At 26.5% G+C, this 26780-nt stretch carries 33 protein-coding genes and 1 pseudogene; 29 read left to right on the top strand and 5 right to left on the bottom strand.

Features of this window, described 5'->3' with window-relative positions:
* The first annotated feature begins 44 nt into the window (after positions 1–44).
* From AACK91_RS03630 to AACK91_RS03600, 7 genes are all read left to right on the top strand, one after another.
* Positions 45–1112, top strand: a complete 1068-nt coding sequence (locus AACK91_RS03630; protein WP_338964232.1) for a hypothetical protein — start codon at positions 45–47, stop codon at positions 1110–1112.
* Between the two features lie 99 nt (positions 1113–1211).
* A complete protein-coding gene (locus AACK91_RS03625) occupies positions 1212–2018 on the top strand; it encodes an NAD(+)/NADH kinase (RefSeq protein ID WP_127093379.1) in 807 nt (268 codons plus the stop codon).
* Positions 2019–2177: 159 nt separating this feature from the next.
* The gene (locus tag AACK91_RS03620; RefSeq protein WP_338963247.1) at positions 2178–3140 is read left to right on the top strand and encodes an IS1/IS1595 family N-terminal zinc-binding domain-containing protein; all 963 of its coding nucleotides are present in this window, start codon (positions 2178–2180) and stop codon (positions 3138–3140) included.
* 46 nt (positions 3141–3186) lie between these two features.
* Positions 3187–3543, top strand: a complete 357-nt coding sequence (locus AACK91_RS03615) for a PTS transporter subunit EIIB (protein WP_338964227.1) — start codon at positions 3187–3189, stop codon at positions 3541–3543.
* Between the two features lie 61 nt (positions 3544–3604).
* Positions 3605–4555: a J domain-containing protein gene (locus AACK91_RS03610; protein WP_338964225.1), complete on the top strand. Its 951-nt coding sequence runs from the start codon at positions 3605–3607 to the stop codon at positions 4553–4555.
* A gap of 116 nt (positions 4556–4671) precedes the next feature.
* Positions 4672–5193, top strand: a complete 522-nt coding sequence (locus AACK91_RS03605) for a methylated-DNA--[protein]-cysteine S-methyltransferase (RefSeq protein WP_338964223.1) — start codon at positions 4672–4674, stop codon at positions 5191–5193.
* A gap of 239 nt (positions 5194–5432) precedes the next feature.
* Positions 5433–6356 (top strand): hypothetical protein, encoded by a 924-nt coding sequence (locus tag AACK91_RS03600; RefSeq protein ID WP_338964221.1) that lies wholly within the window; start codon positions 5433–5435, stop codon positions 6354–6356.
* A gap of 5 nt (positions 6357–6361) precedes the next feature.
* On the opposite strand, the gene AACK91_RS03595 is transcribed toward AACK91_RS03600, so the two are convergent.
* A complete protein-coding gene (locus AACK91_RS03595; protein ID WP_338963247.1) occupies positions 6362–7324 on the bottom strand; it encodes an IS1/IS1595 family N-terminal zinc-binding domain-containing protein in 963 nt (320 codons plus the stop codon).
* 138 nt (positions 7325–7462) lie between these two features.
* Between AACK91_RS03595 and AACK91_RS03590 the strand changes: the two genes are divergently transcribed.
* The 12 genes from AACK91_RS03590 (at position 7463) to AACK91_RS03535 (ending at position 16332) form a co-directional block, all read left to right on the top strand.
* Positions 7463–7690: a hypothetical protein gene (locus AACK91_RS03590; RefSeq protein ID WP_338964218.1), complete on the top strand. Its 228-nt coding sequence runs from the start codon at positions 7463–7465 to the stop codon at positions 7688–7690.
* Between the two features lie 24 nt (positions 7691–7714).
* Positions 7715–8740, top strand: coding sequence for a hypothetical protein (locus tag AACK91_RS03585; RefSeq protein WP_338964216.1), 1026 nt, complete (start codon positions 7715–7717; stop codon positions 8738–8740).
* A 120-nt stretch (positions 8741–8860) separates the two neighbouring features.
* Positions 8861–10474, top strand: coding sequence for a hypothetical protein (locus AACK91_RS03580; protein WP_338964214.1), 1614 nt, complete (start codon positions 8861–8863; stop codon positions 10472–10474).
* A 2-nt stretch (positions 10475–10476) separates the two neighbouring features.
* Positions 10477–11085: a hypothetical protein gene (locus AACK91_RS03575; protein WP_338964213.1), complete on the top strand. Its 609-nt coding sequence runs from the start codon at positions 10477–10479 to the stop codon at positions 11083–11085.
* Entirely contained in the window at positions 11085–11480 is a 396-nt protein-coding gene (locus AACK91_RS03570) for a hypothetical protein (protein WP_338964210.1), read from the top strand. The genes AACK91_RS03575 and AACK91_RS03570 overlap by 1 nt, the downstream gene beginning before the upstream one ends.
* A 49-nt stretch (positions 11481–11529) precedes the next feature.
* Positions 11530–11811: a hypothetical protein gene (locus AACK91_RS03565; protein ID WP_338964208.1), complete on the top strand. Its 282-nt coding sequence runs from the start codon at positions 11530–11532 to the stop codon at positions 11809–11811.
* A 294-nt stretch (positions 11812–12105) separates the two neighbouring features.
* Positions 12106–12648, top strand: coding sequence for a hypothetical protein (locus tag AACK91_RS03560; protein ID WP_338964205.1), 543 nt, complete (start codon positions 12106–12108; stop codon positions 12646–12648).
* A 251-nt stretch (positions 12649–12899) separates the two neighbouring features.
* Positions 12900–14585 (top strand): hypothetical protein, encoded by a 1686-nt coding sequence (locus AACK91_RS03555; RefSeq protein ID WP_338964203.1) that lies wholly within the window; start codon positions 12900–12902, stop codon positions 14583–14585.
* Positions 14586–14633: 48 nt separating this feature from the next.
* Positions 14634–15092 (top strand): hypothetical protein, encoded by a 459-nt coding sequence (locus AACK91_RS03550; RefSeq protein ID WP_338964201.1) that lies wholly within the window; start codon positions 14634–14636, stop codon positions 15090–15092.
* Positions 15077–15499: a hypothetical protein gene (locus AACK91_RS03545; RefSeq protein ID WP_338964199.1), complete on the top strand. Its 423-nt coding sequence runs from the start codon at positions 15077–15079 to the stop codon at positions 15497–15499. Before AACK91_RS03550 ends, AACK91_RS03545 begins: the two co-directional genes overlap by 16 nt.
* Before the next feature lie 60 nt (positions 15500–15559).
* Positions 15560–16180 carry a hypothetical protein gene (locus AACK91_RS03540; protein ID WP_338964197.1) on the top strand — a complete coding sequence of 207 codons (621 nt, stop codon included), beginning with the start codon at positions 15560–15562 and terminating at the stop codon, positions 16178–16180.
* Positions 16174–16332 (top strand): hypothetical protein, encoded by a 159-nt coding sequence (locus AACK91_RS03535; RefSeq protein ID WP_338964195.1) that lies wholly within the window; start codon positions 16174–16176, stop codon positions 16330–16332. The genes AACK91_RS03540 and AACK91_RS03535 overlap by 7 nt, the downstream gene beginning before the upstream one ends.
* Positions 16333–16462: 130 nt before the next feature.
* Here AACK91_RS03535 and AACK91_RS03530 read toward each other — a convergent pair whose 3' ends face one another.
* Positions 16463–16864 (bottom strand): PTS sugar transporter subunit IIA, encoded by a 402-nt coding sequence (locus AACK91_RS03530; RefSeq protein ID WP_338966566.1) that lies wholly within the window; start codon positions 16862–16864, stop codon positions 16463–16465.
* A 197-nt stretch (positions 16865–17061) separates the two neighbouring features.
* Between AACK91_RS03530 and AACK91_RS03525 the strand changes: the two genes are divergently transcribed.
* A complete protein-coding gene (locus AACK91_RS03525; protein ID WP_338964193.1) occupies positions 17062–17229 on the top strand; it encodes a hypothetical protein in 168 nt (55 codons plus the stop codon).
* A 239-nt stretch (positions 17230–17468) separates the two neighbouring features.
* Complete coding sequence (locus AACK91_RS03520) at positions 17469–17723, top strand: hypothetical protein (RefSeq protein ID WP_338964191.1); 255 nt, start codon at positions 17469–17471, stop codon at positions 17721–17723.
* On the opposite strand, the pseudogene AACK91_RS03515 reads toward AACK91_RS03520, so the two are convergent.
* Positions 17655–18041 (bottom strand): annotated as a pseudogene (locus AACK91_RS03515) (IS30 family transposase); the annotation flags it as partial. The gene AACK91_RS03520 and the pseudogene AACK91_RS03515 overlap by 69 nt on opposite strands.
* A gap of 119 nt (positions 18042–18160) precedes the next feature.
* Here AACK91_RS03515 and AACK91_RS03510 point away from each other — a divergent pair.
* Positions 18161–18271 carry a lipoprotein gene (locus AACK91_RS03510; RefSeq protein ID WP_338964107.1) on the top strand — a complete coding sequence of 37 codons (111 nt, stop codon included), beginning with the start codon at positions 18161–18163 and terminating at the stop codon, positions 18269–18271.
* Positions 18249–19991, top strand: coding sequence for a spiroplasma phage ORF1-like family protein (locus tag AACK91_RS03505; protein ID WP_338964189.1), 1743 nt, complete (start codon positions 18249–18251; stop codon positions 19989–19991). Before AACK91_RS03510 ends, AACK91_RS03505 begins: the two co-directional genes overlap by 23 nt.
* 257 nt (positions 19992–20248) lie before the next feature.
* Here AACK91_RS03505 and AACK91_RS03500 read toward each other — a convergent pair whose 3' ends face one another.
* A complete protein-coding gene (locus tag AACK91_RS03500; RefSeq protein ID WP_338964187.1) occupies positions 20249–20449 on the bottom strand; it encodes a lipoprotein in 201 nt (66 codons plus the stop codon).
* Positions 20450–20568: 119 nt separating this feature from the next.
* Here AACK91_RS03500 and AACK91_RS03495 point away from each other — a divergent pair, with 119 nt between their 5' ends.
* Entirely contained in the window at positions 20569–21537 is a 969-nt protein-coding gene (locus AACK91_RS03495; protein ID WP_338964184.1) for an IS30 family transposase, read from the top strand.
* Between the two features lie 263 nt (positions 21538–21800).
* Here the strand turns inward: AACK91_RS03495 and AACK91_RS03490 are convergent, their stop codons facing one another.
* Positions 21801–21944 carry a hypothetical protein gene (locus tag AACK91_RS03490; RefSeq protein ID WP_338964182.1) on the bottom strand — a complete coding sequence of 48 codons (144 nt, stop codon included), beginning with the start codon at positions 21942–21944 and terminating at the stop codon, positions 21801–21803.
* 321 nt (positions 21945–22265) lie between these two features.
* Between AACK91_RS03490 and AACK91_RS03485 the strand changes: the two genes are divergently transcribed.
* Genes AACK91_RS03485 through infB form a run of 5 tightly spaced genes read left to right on the top strand, consistent with a single transcriptional unit; the run spans position 22266 to position 26668 of the window.
* A complete protein-coding gene (locus AACK91_RS03485; protein WP_338964180.1) occupies positions 22266–22748 on the top strand; it encodes a ribosome maturation factor RimP in 483 nt (160 codons plus the stop codon).
* 18 nt (positions 22749–22766) lie between these two features.
* Positions 22767–24185, top strand: coding sequence for a transcription termination factor NusA (nusA, locus tag AACK91_RS03480; protein WP_338964177.1), 1419 nt, complete (start codon positions 22767–22769; stop codon positions 24183–24185).
* Between the two features lie 19 nt (positions 24186–24204).
* Positions 24205–24480: an RNase P modulator RnpM gene (gene rnpM / locus AACK91_RS03475; RefSeq protein WP_338964175.1), complete on the top strand. Its 276-nt coding sequence runs from the start codon at positions 24205–24207 to the stop codon at positions 24478–24480.
* A 2-nt stretch (positions 24481–24482) separates the two neighbouring features.
* Positions 24483–24791: a 50S ribosomal protein L7ae-like protein gene (locus AACK91_RS03470; RefSeq protein WP_338964173.1), complete on the top strand. Its 309-nt coding sequence runs from the start codon at positions 24483–24485 to the stop codon at positions 24789–24791.
* A 20-nt stretch (positions 24792–24811) separates the two neighbouring features.
* A complete protein-coding gene (gene infB / locus AACK91_RS03465; RefSeq protein ID WP_338964171.1) occupies positions 24812–26668 on the top strand; it encodes a translation initiation factor IF-2 in 1857 nt (618 codons plus the stop codon).
* Positions 26669–26780: the final 112 nt, after the last annotated feature.

Genomic DNA, 26780 nt, shown 5'->3' with positions numbered 1-26780 from the left:
TTATTTAATAATTTATAATTTTAAGCAAAGGAGAAAATAGAAAGATGAAATTTGTTCGTTCTAGTGATGGACCTTGAGGATTCTTTGATCCAGCAGGTTCATATGTACCAGGAGCAGATTGAACGAGCCAATGATTTTCTAAAGGACATAGTTATATTTTTCAATTAGTTGGAATTGCTATTTTTGTCTTAATTATTGGATCATTATTTTTTGCAAAAAAATATTATGCTAAAACTGTTAATTGAAAATGAATTCGAATTTCAATTGGAAGTTATCAAATTGCAACTTATTTTTTAACTTATGCGATTTGAGTATCATATTTAGCACTTGTTTTAAAAACAGAATGAATTTGAGGACCAGTTGGTCCGTCCCAAGTTCGTGGTTTAAGTGAATTAATGCCCTTACATTTATGTAGTCTGCACCAGTTATTATCAGGATTTATTTTAATTTTTCCTAGTCGAAAATTTTTTGAAGTTGTAGCACCATCAGCAATTATTTTACCAATCTTAGCAATTATTACACCAGTTAATGGGTATTGAAGCTTAGATAATTTCTTTTATTATAATTACTTTATTCTACATACTTTAATTATTTTTGCTTATTTATATGTTTATAAATATGGTTTAGTTGGGCACCCTTATAGTGGTTTATTATTTAAATGACAATTATTATGATTAACATTATTTTCAATTATCGCAGTAGTTTGAGATTGGATTTTTAAAACTAATCAGTTATTTGTTGGTCCAAGTAGTGGAGAAACATGAAATAATGGTGGTTTTAATGTCGGAGGATGAAATACAAACTTTATCGGGCTTAAGTACATGTGACCATTTGCCTGATTACCAATGTTTATTTTAGGAATTGTAATGGTTTCTATCACCCATGTCGTCTTATTTTATATTCCACAAAGTTTTTTATATGATGCAAAAACAAAAGAACTAATATCAGTTCCGCGTGGATCATGTAATAAGTTTCGAACAAAACAAGGGTTAACTTATGTTGGATTTACTTTTACTTATATTTTTTGACCAGATAATAAAATTCACCATCATTTAAGTCAAACTAATTTATTACAGTTTACTGATGTTGAATTACTAACCCTATCTCGCTAAAATAGGCAGAAATACTGCCTATTTTTTAATTAATCCGACTTACAATTTAAAATAAAGGTATAATATAACTAAAATGTTAAGAAAAGGTGGATGATAACAATGTTTAAATATGCAATTATTGCAAATGACTATCAAGAATCAGCCAAGTTGGTTAGTAAAATTGCCAAAACATTACAAAATTATGGTTTAGCAGAAGATATTGTTAATCCAGAATATGTTTTTGTTATTGGTGGGGATGGTACCTTATTACGCGCTGTTAATGAGTTCCAAGATATTATTGATGAAGTTTATTTTATTGTTATCAAGTCTGGATCATTGGGGTTTTATGCTAATTATGATGAGAAAACATATTCTCGAGCAATTGATGCAATTATTAATGATACAGCGCGGATTCGGCAAATGCCCTTATTAGAAATTAAATATAACAATAATATTATTCGCTATGCTTTAAACGAAGCAAAAGTTGTTGACCATGTTAAAACAATTCGGACTGACATTTATGTCAATAATGATTTGTTAGAACATTTTCGTGGGAGTGGTTTAGTATTTGCAACAAAAACAGGGTCAACAGGGTATATGCGAGCAATTAATGGCTCAATTATTGCGGCGAATATGACAACATTATGACAATTAAAAGAAATTGCCCCCGTTGCTAATTCAACATTTTCAACGATTAATGCTTCTATTATTTTGGACCAAGCACAGGTTGTTCGCTTAACAGGAGAATTAGCAGGGAAAAGTTTAGTTATTGATACTTATGAATCAGAAATTTTGAGTTCGCAAATTGAATTAAAAATTAGTCAAAAAACATTAAATTTATTTTATGATGAAGAAAATAATTTAAGTATGATTGCTAAAATGAAAATTTTATTTGCACATTGTAATAACAACAGAAGGGATGAGTAGCAATGCGAGCAGAATATATCATCATTATTGTAGTGGCCATGATTTTAATGCTATTATTTATTTTAATGATGGTTTTTCGCTTTAATTTTGTCGAAAACTCTTGATATTTATAAAATATACCTAAAATTAGGTATATTTTTAATATATAGAGGTAAATAAATGATGAAAAAAATAATTACAGAATTAATAAATAGCTTAACAGATGATCAATTTTTAGAATTTTATGAAAAAATAAAACAACAAGCAGACTTAATTAAAAAACAAAAACGTTTAAATGAAATTGATCAAAAATTTAGAGATAAAGGCATTATATGTCCTAATTGCAAATCTTTTCATTGTGTTAAAAATGGTCATAATTCCGAAGGAAAACAAAAATATTTATGTAAAAAATGTCGTGCTAGTTTTGATGCATTTCGTCATCATTTTACTTATTGAAGTCATTTAAATTATGAACAGTGAAATTTATTAATTCAAATTTCATTGTTAGGACAATCTAGTAAAATAATTTCTCGTTTTATTAAAACAACCCCAAAAACCGCTTGATATAATCGACAAAAATTAATGCAATCAAAACAATTAGAAAATACACAGTTAAAATTTAAAAAATTAAATGGTCAAATCCAAATGGATGAAACATTTATTAAAGAAATTCATAAAGGCAATTTTAAAGATAAATTTGATAAACGAAAAACTCATCTCGATCCATTTTCAACTGATACCAAATGCTGTATTCAAATGGCAGTTGATAGCAATAATAATATTTTTGTTCAATCCACCAATACCAAAAGATTACAAAAACAATGGATTATTGAAAATATGAATAAGCAACTAATTAAAGAAAAATCAATAATTATTTCTGATATGCAACCACTATATTTATTAGTAGCAAAACAAACAAATTCTACTCTATATTCCACCAAAACTAGTACAAACCCTGATACTAGTTATCAAAAGTTAAATAAGATTAGTAAATTACAATCCAGTCTTAAAGAAGCCTTAATTCATTATCATGGTTTGGGTTTCACTAATATTCAAAATTATTTAAAGCTCTGAAAATGAAAATACCAACACAAAGGTTTAACACCAAACCAACAATCAACGGTATTATATTTTAACGTTTAAAAAATTTAAAGCAAAATCATAATCTTACACAAAATTAGTTTTCAAATTGTCATATTGATGATTTTTTTTATTTCATCAAGAGTTTTCGACAAAATTAAAGGTTTTTCGTAAAAAGATTTTTAATTTTCAAAAATTCTTAATTCCAAAGCAAAAAATCTCTTTTTCTGTTAATGACCTAATCACGATTTTAGGGACAAGTGATAACATTGTTATGGTTAAAGCAACTTTGACCCGTTTACGAGTAACAGTAAAAGATTTGGATGAAGTTGATTTTGAATTATTAAAAACAAAGTTTAAACTAAAACACATTGATACTGTTTTACAAACAGTAATTATGCCATTTGGTAATATTAGTGTGGCTGTTAAGAGTGAAATTGATGCCGTAATGCAAAAAGAACAATAGATAATATTTGATTAATAAATTGACGATAGTAAAATTGTTATAAAAAGGAGTATATATCACAATGAATTGAGTAATTATAGTTTTGGTCATTGTTGCTTTTTCTTTAGTGGGAGCTTTGTTTAGTTTTTGGTTTCGAAAGGCAAAATATCATTTTAAAAATGAAGAACATACCATTAATGGCAAAGACCAAGCTGATAAAAGTTATGAGCTTATGATGACAATTATTGCTGAAGATGAATCAATTGCAAAATATTTGTTACCATTACCACGATATGTTGATACTTCAATCCCAGATTATCAAATTGATTTTAACTTAGGATTATTTATGTCTGATTATTGAGAATTAATTCATTATTTGAATAAAACAACAGACCCAATTGCAAACGATATTTTTATTGAATATTTTACAACAATTAATGAAGAATTAAATAATTTATTAACAGAAGTTATTAGTAACAACATTGAACCGTTAGCAACAGTCTTTGTAGCATTATATTATCAAGAAACATGAGATAAAACTTTTGTTGAATGTTTTTTAAAACCATGTGTCTTATTAACTAGAAAGATGTTAGCAACGCATTTAGTTCTTGGTAGTTTTACAATTTTGAAACAAATTAAATTTTATTTACGATGAAAAGATCGCCAAATTTTTGCTGAATTAGAAGCAGTTTTTTCTACCGCTTTAAATGAACATCTTACTTTGGTAAATAAAATTTATCAAGAATTTATTCAGAAATTAGAAACTGATTTTAACACTTTTTTTGATTCACAAACATGAGAAAACTTTCAACAACCTGCATCAACTACTGCTGAATTAGAAGAATTATATCAATTGTTTGGGTTAAATTCATCAGCTTCAATTAATGATATTAAACGAGCATATCGTCAGTTAGCAAAAAAATATCATCCTGATTTAAATAAAAGTTTTGATAGTGAAGAACTAATGCGAAAAATTAATGATGGTTATGAAAAGTTATTAGCTAATCATCAACAAGAAGAAACGGAAGTTTAAATATTTGTTAGTTACCAATTATTTTTATTAAAATTAATAGTATAATTTTATTAACTTAATGGATAAAAGAATTTATTTTAGTATGCAAAAGTTATGACAAGAGAGGAAAAATAAATATGGCTGTGCAAAAAGTAATAAAATGATACTATACTAATTTAAAATTTAATAATTGAGATTTATATGTTGCTGTTTCTGACCAAGGAGTTACTTTTATTGGTTCTAACCATAAAGGTTTTAGTGAGTTAGAATATTGACAACAGAAAAAAGGTACAAATATTCTGTTAGTTGCTGATCAAGGGGGAAAGACCGATAAGGTAATTACCCAATTAACAGAATATTTAGCAGGGAAACGAACAACTTTTACCTTACCGTTTGATTTTATTGGAACATTGTTTCAACAAAAAGTTTGACGAGAAGTTGCAAAAATACCATATGGGACAACAACTTGTTACTCAGATATTGCCCAAAAAATTGGCCATCCCCGCGCCGTTCGTGCTGTTGGAACTGCCATTGGAAATAATTCAATGACAATTATTGTGCCATGTCACCGTGTTCTTGGCAAGAATAATGCTTTACGTGGTTATCGTGGTGGATTGGAAATGAAAGCATCATTATTACAATTAGAAAACATTTGATAATTTACAATATTTTATTATTTAAAAATAAAATATTTTTTAATTTGTAATTTTTAAAATTATGTTATGATTATTGTGGCCCTTTTGATAACGTTTAAGATGTAATCTTTAGGAAAAAAGAAAAAATAAAGATTAATTTAAATAATATATCAAAAAATCAATCAGTATGTATAAAAAATATTTTTATGTATAAGATAAACGTATTAAAATGTAAAGTTAAATAATATCAATTAAATTATTATATGAAAGGATATATTAATCAATGAAGAGGACTCTTAGTTATTTTAGGAATGACATTGTTAACAACAACAAGTGTTATGCCAGTTATAAGCTGTGCACAGTCAGAACAAAAGGAATTAACAATTTATGATCAAATTAAAAAATCATTGCAAAATACAATTACTTTTGATGATGATTGAATTACTGATTATTCGCAACCAGAAGATAAGATTGAAAAGTGAAGTAAACGTTTAATAAATACTGGTTGGACACTTTTTAATAAATTAATTAGTGATTTAATAACACAACAGTTATTCAAGGATGTTCCTGATTTGTTGGAACGATATCCTGATTTTTCGTTATCAGCAATTGTTTCAATGAATGAATTTTCTAAAGTAAGCACAGATATTAAAAAAAATGAACAAATATTATTTAATTATGATGTAAGTTATAATTTGCAACAATTACAAAATATTCCATTTCAAGATTTATTAGATAGTAATAATTTACTTCCTAATGACAAAGTCGCTATGATTAGGTTTTGTGTAGGATCAATATCAGTATTTGGTCAATATAAAATTGAAGGAACAGGTAATCAAAATCAAGTTTTATTTAATCAAAAGAATTTTATTGGCAATGATAAAAAAAGACTAAATTATTTGTCAAAAATGTTGAATGATACTACTGCAATTAAGGCTTTTGACGGGAGTTATCGTAAGTTTTTAATGATGAGCCGTTCTATACATGGTGTTAGATTTGACAAATCGGATTTTCTTACTGAAAATTTAGTAAAAGAAATTTATGATGATAGTAATGTTTTTATTAAAAATAAAGTAAACATATTGAAAAATTCTTTAATTTTGTCGAAAACTCTTGATGAAATAAAAAAAATCATCAATATGACAATTTGAAAACTAATTTTGTGTAAGATTATGATTTTGCTTTAAATTTTTTAAACGTTAAAATATAATACCGTTGATTGTTGGTTTGGTGTTAAACCTTTGTGTTGGTATTTTCATTTTCAGAGCTTTAAATAATTTTGAATATTAGTGAAACCCAAACCATGATAATGAATTAAGGCTTCTTTAAGACTGGATTGTAATTTACTAATCTTATTTAACTTTTGATAACTAGTATCAGGGTTTGTACTAGTTTTGGTGGAATATAGAGTAGAATTTGTTTGTTTTGCTACTAATAAATATAGTGGTTGCATATCAGAAATAATTATTGATTTTTCTTTAATTAGTTGCTTATTCATATTTTCAATAATCCATTGTTTTTGTAATCTTTTGGTATTGGTGGATTGAACAAAAATATTATTATTGCTATCAACTGCCATTTGAATACAGCATTTGGTATCAGTTGAAAATGGATCGAGATGAGTTTTTCGTTTATCAAATTTATCTTTAAAATTGCCTTTATGAATTTCTTTAATAAATGTTTCATCCATTTGGATTTGACCATTTAATTTTTTAAATTTTAACTGTGTATTTTCTAATTGTTTTGATTGCATTAATTTTTGTCGATTATATCAAGCGGTTTTTGGGGTTGTTTTAATAAAACGAGAAATTATTTTACTAGATTGTCCTAACAATGAAATTTGAATTAATAAATTTCACTGTTCATAATTTAAATGACTTCAATAAGTAAAATGATGACGAAATGCATCAAAACTAGCACGACATTTTTTACATAAATATTTTTGTTTTCCTTCGGAATTATGACCATTTTTAACACAATGAAAAGATTTGCAATTAGGACATATAATGCCTTTATCTCTAAATTTTTGATCAATTTCATTTAAACGTTTTTGTTTTTTAATTAAGTCTGCTTGTTGTTTTATTTTTTCATAAAATTCTAAAAATTGATCATCTGTTAAGCTATTTATTAATTCTGTAATTATTTTTTTCATCATTTATTTACCTCTATATATTAAAAATATACCTAATTTTAGGTATATTTTATAAATATCAAGAGTTTTCGACAAAATTAAAGGAAAAATTTGAAAAAAAATTTTATAGAAGATTATAAAATTGAAAGTATATTTGATTCTATGCCAACAGTTTTTGATGATTTTTATATTGATGTATCATTAGTAAAAGCAGTTTTAACTTCGGAGATTAAATCAGATCCAGCAATGAATTATGTTTATGGGTCAGATTCACGAACATATTATAAAAACATGTTGATTGTTAATGTTAAAACAACATTAAAAATGGGTAATATAACTTCAGATATTACAATTGATGAAGAGTTAGCTTTACATATTTTATACGTTTAGTAAGAAAAGGAAAAGTATATATTTATGGCAAAAAAGAAATTATCTGCGCGAGAAATCGTTGATAAAATTTTTGGTGTGAAGCAAAAGTCACTTTGAAAATCAAAACGTTTTATTATTTTAATTTCTAGCGTTACATTTTTAGGTGCAACTGGAATCGCAACGGGATGCATTTTAACAACCCAAAGTAACAATGTACAAACTTATTATCAGTTTAATAATAAATATTTTAATACCAAGGCAGCAGCTGTTATGTATGCAATGAATAGTGCCCAAAAAGGCAGTTTTGGTTATAATACTAATAATTATCTTTTTGAAGGACAAGTTTTTAGTACGCAATCAAAATTAAAGGATTATATTCAAAATCGTTTTCCAATTAGTACTGTTCAAACAAATCGTAATCCAGGAGAATATACGATTAATAGTAGTGGTGAGTTATCACGTGATGTTTTAAGTGCATCATATGAAAAACCAACTATGGTATATCGTGGAAATGATAGTAGTGCTTATTTAACAAAAACCGAGGCATTGGAAACCTTTTATAATTATCAAAAAGTTTATAACATTGAAGGCCAAATTCGTTATAATGAATATGAAGCCAGAGAATTGTATGAAAATTTGATTAAGAAAAAATTAGAAGGTTCTTTAACAAGTAAAACAACTTGTTATTTACAAGGAGCAATTTGTCAAACGGAACAAGAAATTAAGAATTGATTACGTAATGGTATTAAAAACGGATTTGAATATCGTGGACAATATTTTTCTAATTATAATTTTTCAGAATTTTTAACTGTGATGAATAATATTGATGAATATACTGTTAATAAATATGTCAAAGAAGTTGTCAATCCAGATAAGAATTTTTATTGAATCTCACAAGATAGAGGCAATGATCTTCTAAATAGTTATTTTATTGGTCCAAAATATGTTGAAACAACAGAAAAATTACCAGGAAGTTTAAATTTTAAAGAAGTTAGTTCTTTTACTCCCTCAATTTTCTTTGCACCATTAGCATTTAGAACAATTGACAGTATTAATACTATTCTTTTTTAAAACAAGGTTAAAAAATACCGTTGGGATAATCTTAATATCATAGAATATATAGACTTTTTAGTTAAAGATGAAGTTATTTTACAAAGTAAATTTAATAATTTAAAAACAATAATTAAAACTTTGAATATTCCTACTAATATTATTGAAGATTCATCAATTAATTTAGAAGATATTAATGACCCTAGTTTTACTGATTTTCATAAATTATTAGTAGCAATGAAACGAATGTTAACTTATACTAAGGTATATTCTTCATCAACTGATTATGCCGCTACAAAATTAGGAACTGCTTTTAAGAAAATTATTGTTGATATTTTAAATAATAATAAAGAAACGACGGGTGTCTTAATGAATTCTGATAAGGGTGCAGATGAGCTTCTTGATTATGGTGTTTCTTTTAATGATATTTATAATATGTTTTTAAACCAGGGTGCTTTATTTGAAGATGGTGGTAATAATCGTAAAATGTGAAATATTGCACAAAAGATTCAATCTTCAATTGATAATGTAATGAGCGTTGTTGAAGGGGTAAACAAGATTGCTGATGGTTATCAAAGTCTCTATAAAAATAATAATACTAGTGATAAACAAATTCAAACTGGGCGAAATAATTTAAGTCGGAACTTAAAGAGCGCAATTGGTAGTTCAGCTGGTAAAATTTTAAGTAAGTTAAAACTTGTTGGTAAAGTTCTCCCAATTGCTAATATTTTTAGTGGAATATGAGAGTTAAGCAAAACTTTTAGTTTTATTTATTTAAAGACAATGGAATATAAAATTGATCATAATAATTCAATATATTATGTGACACCAACATTTAAATTACCAATTTTTGATATTGAATTAACATCTTCTCAGCCCAAAACAAGGGTAACACCATTAGCAACTTCAGCATTAAATTATATGTTACCAGATGGCAAAGATGCTAAAGGCCAAAAGTTATATGAATTTAATGATCAATATTATTTATCAAAAGATGCTGTAAAAGCAGATTTAATTCGACAAATTTATTTACATCCAGAGCGTTATGTTCCAAATAGAAAATTAATGATTAGTATTATGGCAAAAGATGTACCATACTGATTACCCGAAACAATTAGTAATGCAAATATTTGTGGGACAACAGCTGATGATACCAATTGTATTAATCAGGTTGATTATGATTCAACCTTAAGCGAGGAAAAAGATCAGTTTATTAATCAAATTTTTACAACTTATTTTAAACCAAGACAACAAAGTTTTTATTTAGATGGTTTTGGAAACTATTTTTCAAATAAGGATGAAGCATTAGCTAGTTTAGCTGAGAATGTTGCGTTAGCTAACTTTGATGTTTTATATCGTTATCAAACAAGAACGGGAAAAGAGTTTTTTGCTAATAGTAAAACTGAAATTATTAATTTTATTAATAACAATGAAATTATTGATAATAAACAAGTTATTAATAGTGATTTAATTACAACATCACATTATGATGCATTATCAGATTATTTATGAATTAAGTTTGAACTTTATACCTTAGAATATTATGGTGATCACAAATACTTTATGTCGCACCAACAAACGTGAAATTATCTATGAAATCATATTAATTATCAAATCTTAAACTTTGATGCAACAATAAATAGTTTTCAGTTTGGTGAACATGCCTTTTTTAATGAAAATGATTTTATTGCTTGAATTAATGTCAATATTATTCGAGTGCAAGGGGAAAAAGATGATAGAAAGGTTGTGAATTAAAAATGTTAAAGTTATTAGTGCTAGTAACATCAATTTTTACTATTACTCCAACAGTAACTTCTAGTATTTATTATACGGCAGTTGCACCAACAAATGATTATGCGATTAGTCGCGAAGTTCTTCGAGAAAATATTTTAGCTAATCGTGTTTATGGTGGTCAAGTTAATTATAGTGAATATGATGGTCAAACCTTTCATTCTGATGAAGCATTAAATGAATATTTATTAAAAAATAATAAGGTAACTACCATGTTAACTGCTTCTAATCCAAATAAAATTATTAAAAATTATGAACATATGACATTAGATGATAAGAAAATTTATGATGCTGATTTAAATAATTTTCAACAATTGTATCGTGATGCTTTTGGGAATGTGGCATATAGTCGACAAGATGCGTTAAATATTTATACAAACGAAGGGTTAGTAAAACCACAATACAGTTATGATGGTTTTTATTGGTTTGATACACCAGAAGAAGCAAAGATTAATGAAAAATATAAAATGAAAATTAATAAATCATTATATTATATTTATCATTATATTATATTTATAATAATCAATATTATAATGCTTTTAATAATCAAGATATTAATGCCTTGGTTTCCTTAATGGAAGAGGGTTATTATGCTAATATTAACCAATCATTGCCAGGAAAACCATTAGTAAAACCAATTGTTGAACAAGGAAATAGTAAATTAATTTATGATTTATTAAAAAAAGATCTACGCAAATATTTTAATGGTGATTATTATAATGATGTTGCTAAAACCGAAACGAGATATCGGTTAGCAATTGCTGCAACAGGCACTAATCGAATAACAGTACAATATTCTGATTTAAATGGTAGATATTTAACAGGAGAAGATTATTGCGCTGGAACTAGTCAAACTTTGGAATTCACAGATGTTGGCGTGAAAAAAAGTGGTCAAGATCTTATTAATTGATTTAAGAATACAGGATATTGAGTACCAAGAAAACAAGGAAGGTGTTGGCTTAGGACATAAATATTGAACCCGTCAGTTTACTGGAATTTATAAAAATCAACGTGTTAAGATGCAAATTAATTTAGTTCCAAAATGAAGTTATGGTTTTGGAAAGACAAAAGCACCTGATATTAATAGTTATAGTGTCGTTGACCAATCGGTGGGGAAAATTAAGTTATATGCTAATCCGAAGCAGAATGATGATCAGTTTTTAGATGTTACCGCAGAGAAAAAAGGAGTTTTTTCGAATGGGAATATTACGACTGAAGAAAAAACCCGCTTTTATGATACTTGATATGACCTTTATTTTAATAGTGTTTTAACTAATTTTGGTTTAAATAATAACCGTTAAGTAACATATCAAGATATTAAAAAAGGTAATTATCTTACAAATCCTACTTTTGAGAGTACTAATGGGAAAGGATTTATTTATAAGGATAAAGCTTATGATGTTAATTATAACAAAGGATATAGCCAATCCTTAATTCAAAGTTATTTAAATTGAATTCCTGTTAAAGAAAAGTTATTAGCAAAGCCGGTTGTTCATGATGGTCAGTATTATTATCAATTACGACCAGATTTTTTAGCAACAGCAGAACAATTAGATAAATTCTTATATTTAGAAGGAAGCTTTCAGACAAAGTTAATGTATTCGTATTCTCCTGATCCTGATGTTTCTGATCGTGATGGGCGAATGTTAGCAGCAACATTACAAGAAGCAAAGGAAAAAGAATTAATTAATAAGGACCGAACATTACGGAAACAATATTTAGCGTATGATGTTTTTGGCAATAAAGAAGTAACAACAAGTAGTGCCAGGGAGGCAATCCAACAGTTAACTAATAAAATTCAGTTAACATCAAAGTTTGTTCATAAAAATGAAATTAAAACATGAAACTTAAAAATGAAAAGATCATGAGATTTAATAATTTCTGATGGACGTTATGTTGTATATCGAATTACTGATCCAAATCAAGCGGGGAAATTTATTTATTTTTCTTCACAAGATGTCGCATTAGCAGCCATTAAAACGGCGGCAAAACTTAGTTCAGCGGTTAATAAACTTGAAAAATCAGTTTATTTATATAGTTATATAACTCAATCAAAATCAGTTGTTCCTTTTGTCTTTTATGATAATGATGTTGATAGTGTTATTACCAAGATTTATGAATATGAACAATGAAATTAAGTTTTTAAGTGATTTTTGTTGTTTTAATAAATTAAAATAAAGACTAACTATGTGAAATATATTAATTGGTATTCCAAAGGGTTAGTCTTTTCTTCATTAATTATAAAATGTTTAATAATTTGTTTGAGGGATGATATTTTTTATTTTATTGAAAATTAGTTATTTTTTATTTTTTTTGATAAAATAAACAAGTATCTTATTTAAACTGACATAACATTTGAGGCCAATTAATATCAAAAGGAGAAAAAATTATGCGAAAATTTCAGACAATACTAAGTAGTTTATTAGTGTTTAGTTCTGCTACAACAACATTAATTCCCGCCACTAATTTTATTATTCAACCAGTACCCTATAAGGGATCATCATCAGTATCTAGTTCAAACAATATTTATGATTTTGTTTATTCTGGTTATTTATTAAGTTATTTTATTTCTAAATCTTCAAATATTAGTACTAATAGAACTGTTAAAAAATTAGAACAAAATATTGTTAACAATAAAGACATAATTTATTCAACAGCCGGAAGTACAAGTAATGTTACAATGCAAAATGCGAATGTGTTTGAAACAGCATTAATGGCATCAATTGTTAATATTAGCATTTATGGAATGGATAGTTGAAAAGAATTTTTTGCGGAAGCTTATTCAAAATGGATTACAACTCCTGATGAAATGAAAAATAAAAGCTGGGAAATTTTAAATAATTTTTTCATAGATATTTATCCATACTTACAAAGTAATAATTTTGGAGCAAGACCTGATACGTTACAAAATAGTTTACAGTACATTGATAACTATTTTTTTAATTCAACCGCTTCAATTACAGTAACAAAACCAGCAGTTTATGACACAACGTTAACAATGAAACCAAGTGATGTAGTTGATTTACAATATCAATCACTTTTTGGGACAAGATTTGGTTTACAACAAAAAATTCCAAATAATTTTAATCTTTGAAATAATAGTTATACTTATAATGCTCTTAAAACAAGCTTAATAATGTGACAAACAAATGCTAAGAAAGATGTCACTAATGATGTTGTGATATTTAATGGTGATGTCTTACAAGATAATATCATTAATTTTAATGGTAATAATTTATCTGCTGGCTTAGCAAATATGATGAATGATTCATATACGAAAGCTTCTGCAGTATCATTAAAGAAATATCAAGATTTTGTTCAGCAAGCCACGCAGAGTCACTATTCATCATTTGATAAATTAGATAGTGATTTAAAAAAATTGACAAAATATGAAACCATTAATTATCAAACCGGTAGTACAATTTTCTTAAAAGATAGTGTTGATGCAATGCGAAATTATTATGGTTGAGAAGATAGTACTGTTAATAGTTTTGAGAAACAAATTTTAAATTTATTTAATATTACTTATACTATGACTGGTGATAATTTTAAATATTTCTTAGCTTGTTTTTTATTTTCACCAGATACCCCATTAGTTAACCAAGCAAGTCAAACCGAGGCTTTTACAAGATATGTTTTTTATAGAACTACAGGTACGGATCAAATTTGATTAAGTTATACTGCTTTTATTGTTTTTTCGGCAAAAGGGTTTAACAATTATTTAAAAAGTGGTATTAGTCAAGAATACCAAACGGGGTGATGAAGTTCACCAAACATCTTTACTGCATTAGACCATGAAATGGGGCATGCGGTTGATTTTTATTATGGAATGATAACTTCGGATCGAACAAATGCCGCAAAGAAATTTAGTAATATTTTAAATGAATTAGGAATTAAAGGGGTATATAGTGGCAATGTTTTTGGTTATGATAATATTATTAATTATAATACAAAAGCTAGTGCTATGAAAATTGCTTTGATTGTTATCTTTGGGGTCTTTTGTGTCAGCATTATTATTTCTATTATTTGAAGTACTGCTCGAAGAAAAGCAACTCGTAAAAAAACAGATGAATAAAAAATGCAATGATTGCATTTTTTAATTTAAAGAAGAAGGGAGATTAAAATGAGTAATAAGAAACAGATGACAAAATTTGGGTTTATTGTTTCATCGTTAGGTGCAGCAATTGGTTTAGGGGCAATTTGAGGGTTACCGGGATATATTAATAAAAATGGAGGATTTTATTTTTTCTTAATTTATATTTTTGCAATGTTAATTGTCGGAGTCCCATTATTAATTTTTGAATTTAATTTAGGGAATCTTCGTCGTAAAAGTGTTATTAATATTTTTGAAAAAGAAAGTGTTTGCTTTAGTAAATTTGTTGGTTGATTTCAAGCAACTTTAATGATCATTATTCCAATTTATTATGCTGTATTAGTTGGTTACACCGTTATTTCCATTGGGATTGAATTTAGTCCTGCGTTAATTAGTAATGTTAATGGTAATATTTTTAATATTCAGATTTTACAACATAGTGGCTTTGGGGTCACTAATAACGGTGGTTTTCAGTGGATTGTTTTTTAGCGTTTCTTTTTGTTGTGTTATTAGTTGGCTTAGTACTATTATTTGGTATTAAAGGAATTGAAAAACTTAATAAGTTTTTTATACCCTTATTATTTTTAATTATTTTAATTTTAGCAATCTATATTTTAACGGTGCCTGGTAGTAGTCAAGGGTTAGCGACATTGTTTTTAGTTGAAAACCTAGAGAAATTAAAGCAAAGCCAAACTTGAAGTAGTGTTTTCTCGTTAGCATTTTTTACAACATCATTAGGAATGGGAATGATGATGCGGTTTGCTGGGGTTGGTCCACAAAACCAAGATAATACTTCAAAAGCTTATTTATTAGTAATTAGAATTTTATTTTTATCAATTACTAACTCAATCTTTATTTTTGGTGCTTCTGGTGCAATCGTTAATAATTTAGTTTAAGATAAAAATAATATTTTATTATTTCAAGAACAAATTACAAATAAATTTGGAAATGATTCAATGGTCTTTGTCTTTAATGTCTTACCAGAAACCTTTCATATTATTAATCAAAATACCATTGTTGGTGTTGTGAATTTTTTAGGAATTTTATTCTTTTTAGCATTATTTATTGCCGGGTTAAGTACTACGGTCGGAAATGTTGAAGTTATTGTTGATACAATTGAAACTCAATATGATATTAGTAATCAAAAAGTAATTTGCGGAATCTGTACAACAATTATTATTGTTGGATTTTCGTTAGTCTTTGAAAATACTTATCAGTTAATTAACTCATTTCAATTATTAGCAGCAGGGTTAGATCTAATTTTAGTATCCCCAAGTCAAATTATCTTTTTTGTTTGATATGCCAAAAAACTATCTGTTATAGTTAATTATAATAACCAAGTATCATTAATTAAGTTAGGAAAACTATATCGATTTATGATGTATTATTTAATTCCGTTAATTTTAGTAATTATTGTTGGATTTTCTGTCTATGATTTTATTATAAGTTGTACTGTTAATGCTTGATATATTTCAACTTTAGCCTTTGTATTAGGAATTTTAGTGCCAATTTTAGTAGCGTGATTTAATAGTTATTATGGTAAGAAAAAAATAAAGGAGGAAATTAAATCATGTTAGTTATTGTTGCCGTTGTTGTTTTATTAGTATTAGCAGTTTTATTAGCTATTGCGTTTGGTTTTTTTATTTATAAGGATTGGCAACGAAGTCATCATATATCAGATGTTGATCAAAAGTTAATAAAAGAAGAACAAGTAGAAGAAGATTTATAAGAAAGTTTAAATTATAAAGGTAACAGAAGGTAATTACTTTAATATTATTTACATTCTTTATTGATTTTATTGTAGTTTTGTTTTAAATTTATTTGTAAAATAATATTGAGAAAATAAACATTTGTTTATCTTAATTGTCATACTTTAATACAATTTTAATTAATTCAATTGTTGAAGAACATTTTTTAATGTCAGTTAAAAACTCTTTTTTTGAAAATAATTTTGCAATTTGTTGTAGTAATTCAATGTGTGAAAAATTATCTTCTGCAGAAAGAGTTAAACAGTAATTAATATGATATTTTTGTTCTTCTTGAAAAGCAACTGGAATTTTAAAATATGTAAAACTTATTCCATTTTTTAAAATCGTTGAATCGGGCATAATATGTAATAATGCTAGTTTTGGTGCTAAAATGTAATATGGTCCTAAATCATTTGTAATTTCAATAATTTTAGTCGGGAAATCATTCTGAACATAATTATTTTCAATTAGAAGGTTACAAGCTATTTTAACTGCTTCTTCTCATTTCTTAATTGGTTTATCAACATATTGTAATAATTTTTCATTAAAAATTTTTATTTTTATACACCTTTCTATTTTTTTTAATTATTTATATTTTAAAAATAAATTTATAAATTACAATAAAATTAATATTTTTTGCATTTTTTTATTAAAATGCAAATTTTTTGGAAATTTAATATATTATAAATTTTAATAAAAGGAGGGATTAAATGATTCCAATAATTATTGTGGATTTATACAATTTTACATCTTTAGAAAAACAGATAGTGACTGAAATTAATAACCGCCCAGAATATTTTTTAAATAATTCTATAAAAATAATTAGTAAAAACTTTGGAATAGCGGCATCTACTATATCTAGATTATCAAAAAAATAGGGTATAAAAATTTTAAAGAACTTAAAATATTTATTTGTGAAAAGATTAATCAGGTTAAAACTAGTTTTAATTTTTCATATAATGATAAATTATTTAGTACAATTCAAAAAAATAAAAATATTAATTTATATTCTATTTTTGAAACAATTAATAGTTTAAATTTATTAGAAATAAACGATATTATTAATTGTATTTTTATTTCTAAGCGTATTTTTATTTTTGAAATTGGATTATCTACCATGATTTGTTCTGAATTAAATAATAGTTTAATTAAATTGGGATTTAATTCTTTTACATCACAAAATTTTTATGAACAATTACTATTTTTAAATTCATTTAAAGATAGGAGTTTGATGATTTTATTTTCAAAATCCGAATATACTAGTGAAATTTGTGAATTAGTTAAATTATCAAAAAAAAATAACATAAAAACCCAAACGAATTCATTTATACAATGTTTTAACACAAACAGGAAATTTAATACCAAACTTTAAAAAATAACGATGAATAAGTTGTGATGGAGAATCACGATAAACATTAAATCTTATATTAATAAAATTTAATTGTTCTTCTGTAAACTTATATCTTTTATTATTCTTTTTTCTTTTCTCATAATACATTTTATCTGACTTATAAGCACTATATTCATCAATAGTTTTAAAACGCTTAATTTCTCGCAAAATAGTACTACGATTTCTGTTCAAACATTTAGCAATTTGTGAAATATTTATTTCACCATTCTTTTTTAAAAATAATTTTAATAATAATTTTTCCAATTTAACCTTATCAATAAAACTTAAATGACTATACATAACATTTATATACCTTTCATTAATTTATAAATTTAATATTAAAATTATTTAATACATTATTGATATATGATAAAATCAATTATAGCATTCAAGTAATTTTAATAAAGGAGAAGTAAAATATGAAAAAGTTACTAAGTATTTTAGGAGTAATCGGATTAACAGCAACAAGTACAACAACATTAATTAGTTGTGAAAAACCAAATAATAATGAAAACGCGGGGGGGGGGTAATAAACCTACACCAGAACCACAACAACTACCAGAAAATAGCAAATTAACTAATATTCCTAGAACACAGGCGCCTAATAAAGAATTTTTAACTGCTACTAATAAATGATATTTTTATATAAATAAATATGAAAATAATTATATAACGACAAAATTTTATTTTGATAATAATTTTATTAATAATCAAAACACTTGATGACAACACTTAAAAAATGATTCAGATTTTATTTGAAACTATAATTTAGTATATCGTTGAGATGGAAACGGTGAACCAGAATTACCCGTTGTTGATAATGATGGCAAATTAAAATGATATACTGAATATTATCAAAATGTTCGTTCTTTTTTGCTTAAATATATTGATGTTATTGTACAAGAAAATATCCGAATTCAGCAAGGTGGTAATCCAAACTATAATGACCCAAATTTGGGTAGTGAAAGAATAATTTTTGATTTTGAAATTATTAATAATATGGAAAAATTAGATTGAAAACCTGATGTTATTTTAACTAAAAAATTAATTTATCGAATGATTTTAACAATTGATGAAAAGAAAAATATTGTTGCAGGTAGTTTAGAATTAACACATTTTAAACAATATTGAAATGGTAATAATGCAAATAGTTATCGGTATACTGATGATTTAGGTTTTTTATTTTCTTTCATAAAAGAAAAAGAAGATACTTTTAATTTTAGTGCTGAAACTTATAATTATTATCAAGGTAATTCTCCTAATATTGGTAAAATGGTTTTTGAACAGATGAAAGGTCAAATTGATATTAATAAATTTTTAAAAGCATTTTTTACCCATGCTTTGGTGCCTGTATTTCAAAATCGCAGTAATTTTATTGAAAGTGGTTATATTGATAATTTACAGTATGATACTGTTTTAATTAACTTTTTTGGTTTAAAATTAGTTAATTTTAGAGATGTTTTAATTAATGAAAATAATATGATTAAAAGTCAATTTGAAAAACTATTAAATAGCATGTTCACGGTTTCTCAAAATTTTTATAAAGATTATTTACGTACCATTTTTGATTTAGAAAATAATACTTATGTGCAAGGATATAATAAAAAATATGGTTTATTAGCTAACAATGGTTTTAAAATTTATCCTCGTTATTTTTATTTTTCTGATAAATACAATCAATTAGACATTAAATTGTATTCAGCATTTAAAAATCGTTTTTATAATACTAATTATGGTAATGTGTTTAATTATGATTTTTCAGTTGCAAATAATTATAATATTAATCAAAATGAAGGTTATATTTTTGAAGGTGCTTTAAAAGATAAATACGGTTTAAAATACAAAAAAATTGAAGAACAAAAAATCGGTTATAATGTTTTTGAATTACAAGCTCAAAAAGAAAATGATATGTATCGTTATTATGATTTTAATTTTGGAATTTATAACTGACAAGAAATAAATAATGGCGGGTTGTTTCCTGATGGACAATGATGACAAGCTCAATATGAAAGTTGTAGTTGATATAATTTAGCGTGTCATATAAAAAATGCCGCAATTTGAGTTGTTAATAATATTCCTGGTGTTAAACAAGTAAACGAATTAGCAAGCGGTGTTGGTAAAATATTTCAAACAATATATAGTTTTTTTAGTCAAACATTTGAGGTATGAAAATTTAGTCCAGCATTATATAACACAATAACAAATATATTCCTATTAATTATCTTTATGAAGTTTGTTCGATTAATTTAATAAAAGGACTTGTTAGTCCTTTTATTCTTTTCAATCAATTATTAGTCCTGTGTCTTTATTAATTTATGGTATTTGTGGTTCATTGTTTTTATTTCAACGATATACTAAATTATAGTTTCAAATAAAATCTGAATCATTTTTTAAGTGTTGTCATCAAGTGTTTTGATTATTAATAAAATTATTATCAAAATAAAATTTTGTCGTTATATAATTATTTTCATATTTATTTATATAAAAATATCATTTATTAGTAGCAGTTAAAAATTCTTTATTAGGCGCCTGTGTTCTAGGAATATTAGTTCATTTGCTATTTTCTGGTAGTTGTTGTGGTTCTGGTGTAGGTTTATTACCCCCCCCCCCGCGTTTTCATTATTATTTGGTTTTTCACAACTAATTAATGTTGTTGTACTTGTTGCTGTTAATCCGATTACTCCTAAAATACTTAGTAACTTTTTCATATTTTACTTCTCCTTTATTAAAATTACTTGAATGCTATAATTGATTTTATCATATATCAATAATGTATTAAATAATTTTAATATTAAATTTATAAATTAATGAAAGGTATATAAATGTTATGTATAGTCATTTAAGTTTTATTGATAAGGTTAAATTGGAAAAATTATTATTAAAATTATTTTTAAAAAAGAATGGTGAAATAAATATTTCACAAATTGCTAAATGTTTGAACAGAAATCGTAGTACTATTTTGCGAGAAATTAAGCGTTTTAAAACTATTGATGAATATAGTGCTTATAAGTCAGATAAAATGTATTATGAGAAAAGAAAAAAGAATAATAAAAGATATAAGTTTACAGAAGAACAATTAAATTTTATTAATATAAGATTTAATGTTTATCGTGATTCTCCATCACAACTTATTCATCGTTATTTTTTAAAGTTTGGTATTAAATTTCCTGTTTGTGTTAAAACATTGTATAAATGAATTCGTTTGGGTTTTTATGGTTTTTTAAAACAGAATTTACGTCATCGTGGTAAAAAATATAAAACAAAAGGAAAATTTGATAATCGTGGTAAATTAATTAATTTTAAATCAATATGAGATATTGAGAAAAAAGAGACTGATGTTGGTTGATTTGAAATGGATACCGTAGTTGGAAAAGAGCATCAATCTAGTAATTTGGTTTTAGTTGAACAAAATAGTAAAAGTTATTTTGTTATGAAATTAAAAAATCATACTGCTAATGAAGTTGTGGAAAAGTTTAAAGATATTGTTATAAGTAATAATTTATTTGGGAAAATTAAAGGAATAATAACTGATAGAGGAAAAGAATTTAGTAAATGAAGAGAATTAGAAATATTTGCTGAAACACAAGTTTATTTTTGTGACCCCGGTAAACCACAACAAAAACCATTAATTGAATATATGAATTCTGAACTTAGACAATGATTTCCTAAGGGAACTGATTTTAATAATGTTAGTCAACAAAAAATAAATTGAGTAGTTAATGTTATAAATGATAAATTAAGGCCTGTTCTTAATTGAAAAACAGCAAAAGAGGTATTTTCAGATAATTTTAAATAGGTTTATTTGAAGTAATTTAATAAATTATTTTTTAGTGTGCTTAATTTTCCTTAAAATAAAATAAAAACTATAAATATTTTGATTTTTAAAAATTTATAATTGATTTTTTATGATTTTTATTGTATTATTTGACTAATAAGATTTGTTGCACTTCATTTTACATAATTACTATGTAAAATATTTTTATTGGTTGATATATATCATTAATTATTTATATAGGCATTATAACTTATATATCATTTTTTAATAATTTGTTGTTGTAATTATGATTTTCTTTTATTCTTATCAGTAGGTTTACATGTTGGGCAATTAACACTTTTTGTTAATTCATGTTGTGTACCACTACCACTATCTTCACAATTACACTTATAAGCAGTACATTGGAAATTACAATTAGGATTTCCCATTTTTGGTTCTCCTTTCTAGAAAATAAATATTTTCTATGTGTTGTAAAATTATTATATTAAGTAAATATTTTAGCAAATTAAATACTGAGATTTAAAATTCTTATTCATATTCTTCTATTTTTATTACAATTATTAAATTTAATGTTTTTTTGCATTTAATTAAATATTTTATTCTATCTTTTTCTTATAAATATTTGCATTTTTATTAATAAAGTATTACAATGATTGTGTAATTAAAAAAGGGGAAGAAAGAGCACAATTGTGCTCTTTCTTTAATGCCAACAATTTTAATTATGATAGTTTAAGAAAGGATGGTGTTGCATGGCAGAATTTACTAAACAGCAAGCACAGTTAAAAACAGCTTTGGAAAATTATTTATTAAAACAAAATTTAACATTATTTGCAATTAATTACTTACAAGATTTTGGAACTAATTTTGTGCAAATATTAATTGAAGATCAAACAACAGTGCTTGATTTAGATCGGTTAACAATTATTAGTGAAGAAATTAATCATTTAGTTGATGAACTTGATTTGTTTGTAGAAGAATACTTGTTAGAAGTCTCAACACCAGGTGCTGAGCGACCATTACGAAATTGGGGTGAAGTGCAACAACAAGTTAAGCGTTATGTTTATTTTGAATTTATTGAGAAAGTTAATAATTTAACAGCGGTTAGTGGTGAATTAACAGCAGTTGATGAAAAAAAAACAATAACGGTTACTTATTTTGTAAAAGGGGCTCGCAAAACCTTACAAACAACTTATCAAAACATTAAATTGGCGCGTTGTTCAGTTAAATTTTAAGAAAGGATATATTATAGCATGATTGATGGTGCAAAACTATTAGTAACAATTGATGAAATTGTTAATGAAAAACAAATTAGTCGCAATTTAATTTTGGAATCAATTAAAGAAGGAATTAAAAAGGCTTATGAAAAACATTTTGATCCAGAAGCAACAATTATTGTTGATATTGATCAAAAGACAGGTCAAATCAAAGTTGAAAAAGAATTAACAGTTGTTAAAAAAGTTGAAGATGATTTGTTAGAAATTGGTTTAAAGGAAGCAAAAACAAAATATGGTGAGCAAATTACCGTTGATGATAAAGTTTATGAACCAGTTAATTCAGAAGAATTCTCACGGTTAGCAATTTTTCAAGTTGGTCAAATTATTAAACAACAAATTAAAGAAGCCGAAAAAGATTCAATTTTTGATGAATATATTGCGCAAAAAGGACATTTGATGACAGGAATTGTTATTGCGGCAGAAGAAAAATATTTATTAGTTGAAGTTGAACGAACATTTGCCTACATTCCTCGTCGCAATTTAATTTTTTCTGACAATTATGAAGTTGGACAACAAATTACTTTTTTAGCGGAAGATATTGTTAAATCAAAAAATGCCGGGCAAATTACTGGTTTACGAACAAGTAATGATTTCTTATATCGTTTACTAGAACGTGAAATTCCTGAAATTTTTGAACAGGTAATTGAAGTCAAAGCAATTGCTCGTGACCCGGGTCGCCGTAGTAAAATTGCTGTTTATAGTACGAATGAAAACATTGATCCCATTGGCGCTTGTGTCGGAAGTAGGGGTAGTCGAATTAATAAAGTCACTGCTGAATTACAAGATGAAAAAATTGATATTTGTATTTATGATGACAATAGTCAACAATTTATCATTAATTCCTTATCACCAGTTAAAGTAATTTCAATTACAACTAATGATGAGGGCAAAGAAGCTGATGTTGTCGTTCCCGATGAACAATTGTCATTAGCAATTGGAAAAGGTGGGAGTGCGGCTAAATTAGTAGCGAAGTTAACAAAATGAAAACTAAACATTATGAGTTATAGCGAAGCGTTAACAAACCAAATTGAAATTTTATGAAATGGAAATTTAACAAGTGAAGAATTGACTGCTTTACAAGTTAAGTTAAAAGATAAAATTAAAGGAAAAGACTTAACAAACACCCCAGTCCCAGCGGTTGAAGTGACAGTAGATTTACCAGTTGAAGAATTTGAAATTATTGAAGAACAAATGGCCGAAGAAACAATGATTCTTAATGAAGAAGAATATCAAGTTGATGATTTATCGGAAGCTGCGCCAGAAGTGTTAGCCGAAGAAATTCAAGAAATTGAAAAAAACATTTCTTATTTTGAAAATGAACAATTAGAAAGTCAAGATGAGGATGAAGAAATTAATTATGATGATTACGATGATTATTATAATCAAGATAAATAATTAATTAGGAGGGATACAAATGGTAAACCAGAAACAAACGCCATTGCGAAAATGTGTTGTTTCACAACAAATGTTACCAAAAAAAGAATTGGTACGGATTGTGAAAACGCCAACCGGGGAAATCATCATTGATCCAACGGGAAAAGCAAATGGACGGGGGGCCTATTTGCGACCAACGTTAGAGATTTATGAAAAAGCAAAAAAAAATCACGCATTAGAGCGTGATTTAAAAGTAAAGTTAACTGACGAGTTTTATGATATGTTATATCATGAAATTAACGAAGGGTGAGATTAAAAATGTTACAGCAGAAAGGTTATAGTTATCTAGGTTTAGCAAAAAAGGCCGGAAAACTAGTAACAGGAGCACTTTTATTAACAGCAATTAAACAACAAAAAATTTTTTTGGTGTTAAATAGTATTGAAGGGGGAGCAACCCAAGCAAAAAAATATGAACAAAAATGTTTTTATTATCATATCCCTTATTTTAAATGTCTTGAACCAACATTAACTCAGCAAGCATTAGGAACCGAGAATGTTAAAACCCTGGGTATTAGTGATCGTCATCTTGCACAAAGTTTACTTACTTTATTAACAAATCAGGAATAATAAAAAAGGAGGAGGGACATATGAGTAATCAAAAAAATAACAAGTCAAATAAAAAATCATTAGCAAAAAATCAGCGTCATCGAATTCAATCACAATTAAAAACAGTTGAAGCGCATATTAATGAGGGGGTTTTTGTTTATGCCGAAGCATTAACAATTGCTGAATTTGCGGAAAAAATTAGTAAACCCGTTAGTGAAATTATTAAGTACTTTTTTGCAAAAGGGATTATGTTAAATCAAAATACTTATTTAAATGAAGACCAATTAGGGGAATTATGTTTAGAGTTTGGGTTAGATTTTAAACGTGAAAAATCAGTAACACACGAAAACTTAATTGAGAGTTTTGAAGTTAATGATGATGATACATCATTAGAAAAACGACCCCCAATTGTAACAATTATGGGGCATGTTGATCATGGGAAAACAACGTTATTAGATACAATTCGTAATACGAACGTTGTTAGTACTGAACATGGGGGAATCACCCAACACATTGGCGCTTATCAAATTAAGACTAAAAATAATGAAAAAATTACTTTTGTTGATACCCCGGGCCATAAAGCTTTTACCCAAATGCGAGCTCGTGGAAGTGCGGTAACAGATATTGTTGTTTTAGTTGTTGCTGCTGATGATGGTGTAATGTTACAAACGAAAGAAGCCATTGATCATGCCAAAGCGGCGGGAGTGCCGATTATTGTTTTTATTAATAAAATTGACAAAGTTGGAGCAAACTTAGATAATGTTATGATGCAATTATCACAAGAAGATTTAACTCCTGAAGAATGGGGGGGAACAGTTTCTTACGTTAAAGGAAGTGCAAAACAAAACCAAGGGATTGATGAGTTATTAGATACAATTTTACTAATGGCTGATTTAATGGAATTAAAAGCTAATCCAAATCGTTTTGCCTTAGGAACTGTTATTGAATCGCATTTAGATCGTGGGTTAGGACCAGTTGCAACTTTATTAGTCCAATCAGGAACCTTAAATATTAAAGATGCTTTAGTAGCGGGATGTGCTTTTGGGTATGTTCGTGATTTATCTGATGAAAGTGGCAAAAAAATTAAGACAGTGGGACCTTCAACACCCGTTATTATTCATGGCTTAAATGAGGTTCCCAATGCGGGAGATCGTTTTATGGTCTTTCGTGATGAAAAATTAGCCCGTGAAATTGCCTTAAAACGAAAAGCAACGGATACTATTAATAAGCGTTATAAAAATCAAGTTTTTTCGTTGGAAAGTTTATCTGAACAAATTAAAGATGGACAATTAAAACAAATTAATATTATTTTAAAAGCAGACACCCAAGGAACAGTTGAAGCAGTTAAATCAAGTTTACAAAAAATTAATATTGTGGGAGTTAAAATTAATGTTTTACGAGCAACTGTTGGTGCGATTTCCGAAAGTGATGTTACTTTAGGATTAGCAAGTCAAGCCTTTATTGTTGGTTTTAATGTTCGTCCAACTGCACATGTGCGGAAAAAAGCCGAAGATGAAGGAGTGGAAATTCGTTTGCACACCATCATTTATAAGTTAACCGAAGAAATTATTGCCGCAGCTGAAGGAATGTTAGATCCTGAAATGGTTGAAGAAGTCTTAGGGCAAGCAGAAGTTCGTCAAATCTTCCATCATTCTGATATTGGGACAATTGCTGGTTGTCATGTCACAGATGGAGTAATTCCGCGTAAATCACGAGTACGTATTTTACGTGATGTGGTTATTGTTTATGATGGTGAATTATCCTCATTAAAACATGTTAAAGATGATATTAAAGAAGCAAAAGTTGGTGCTGAATGTGGGTTAACAATTAAGAATTATAATGATTTAAAAGAACAAGATGTGATTGAAGCATATATTGAGAAAGCTGTTACTAAGTAGCAGTTTTTTTGGGTTGTTTTATGTTTTTTTGGGTTGTTTTCTTTAATTTTGTCGAAAACTCTTGATGAAATAAAAAAAATCATCAATATGACAATTTGAAAACTAATTTTGT

Origin of the sequence: Spiroplasma endosymbiont of Sarcophaga carnaria, from assembly GCF_964019595.1 — a bacterium.
GTDB classification, from domain to species: Bacteria; Bacillota_I; Bacilli_A; order Mycoplasmatales; family Mycoplasmataceae; genus Spiroplasma; species Spiroplasma poulsonii.
This window is presented reverse-complemented; position numbering and strand designations above follow the sequence as displayed.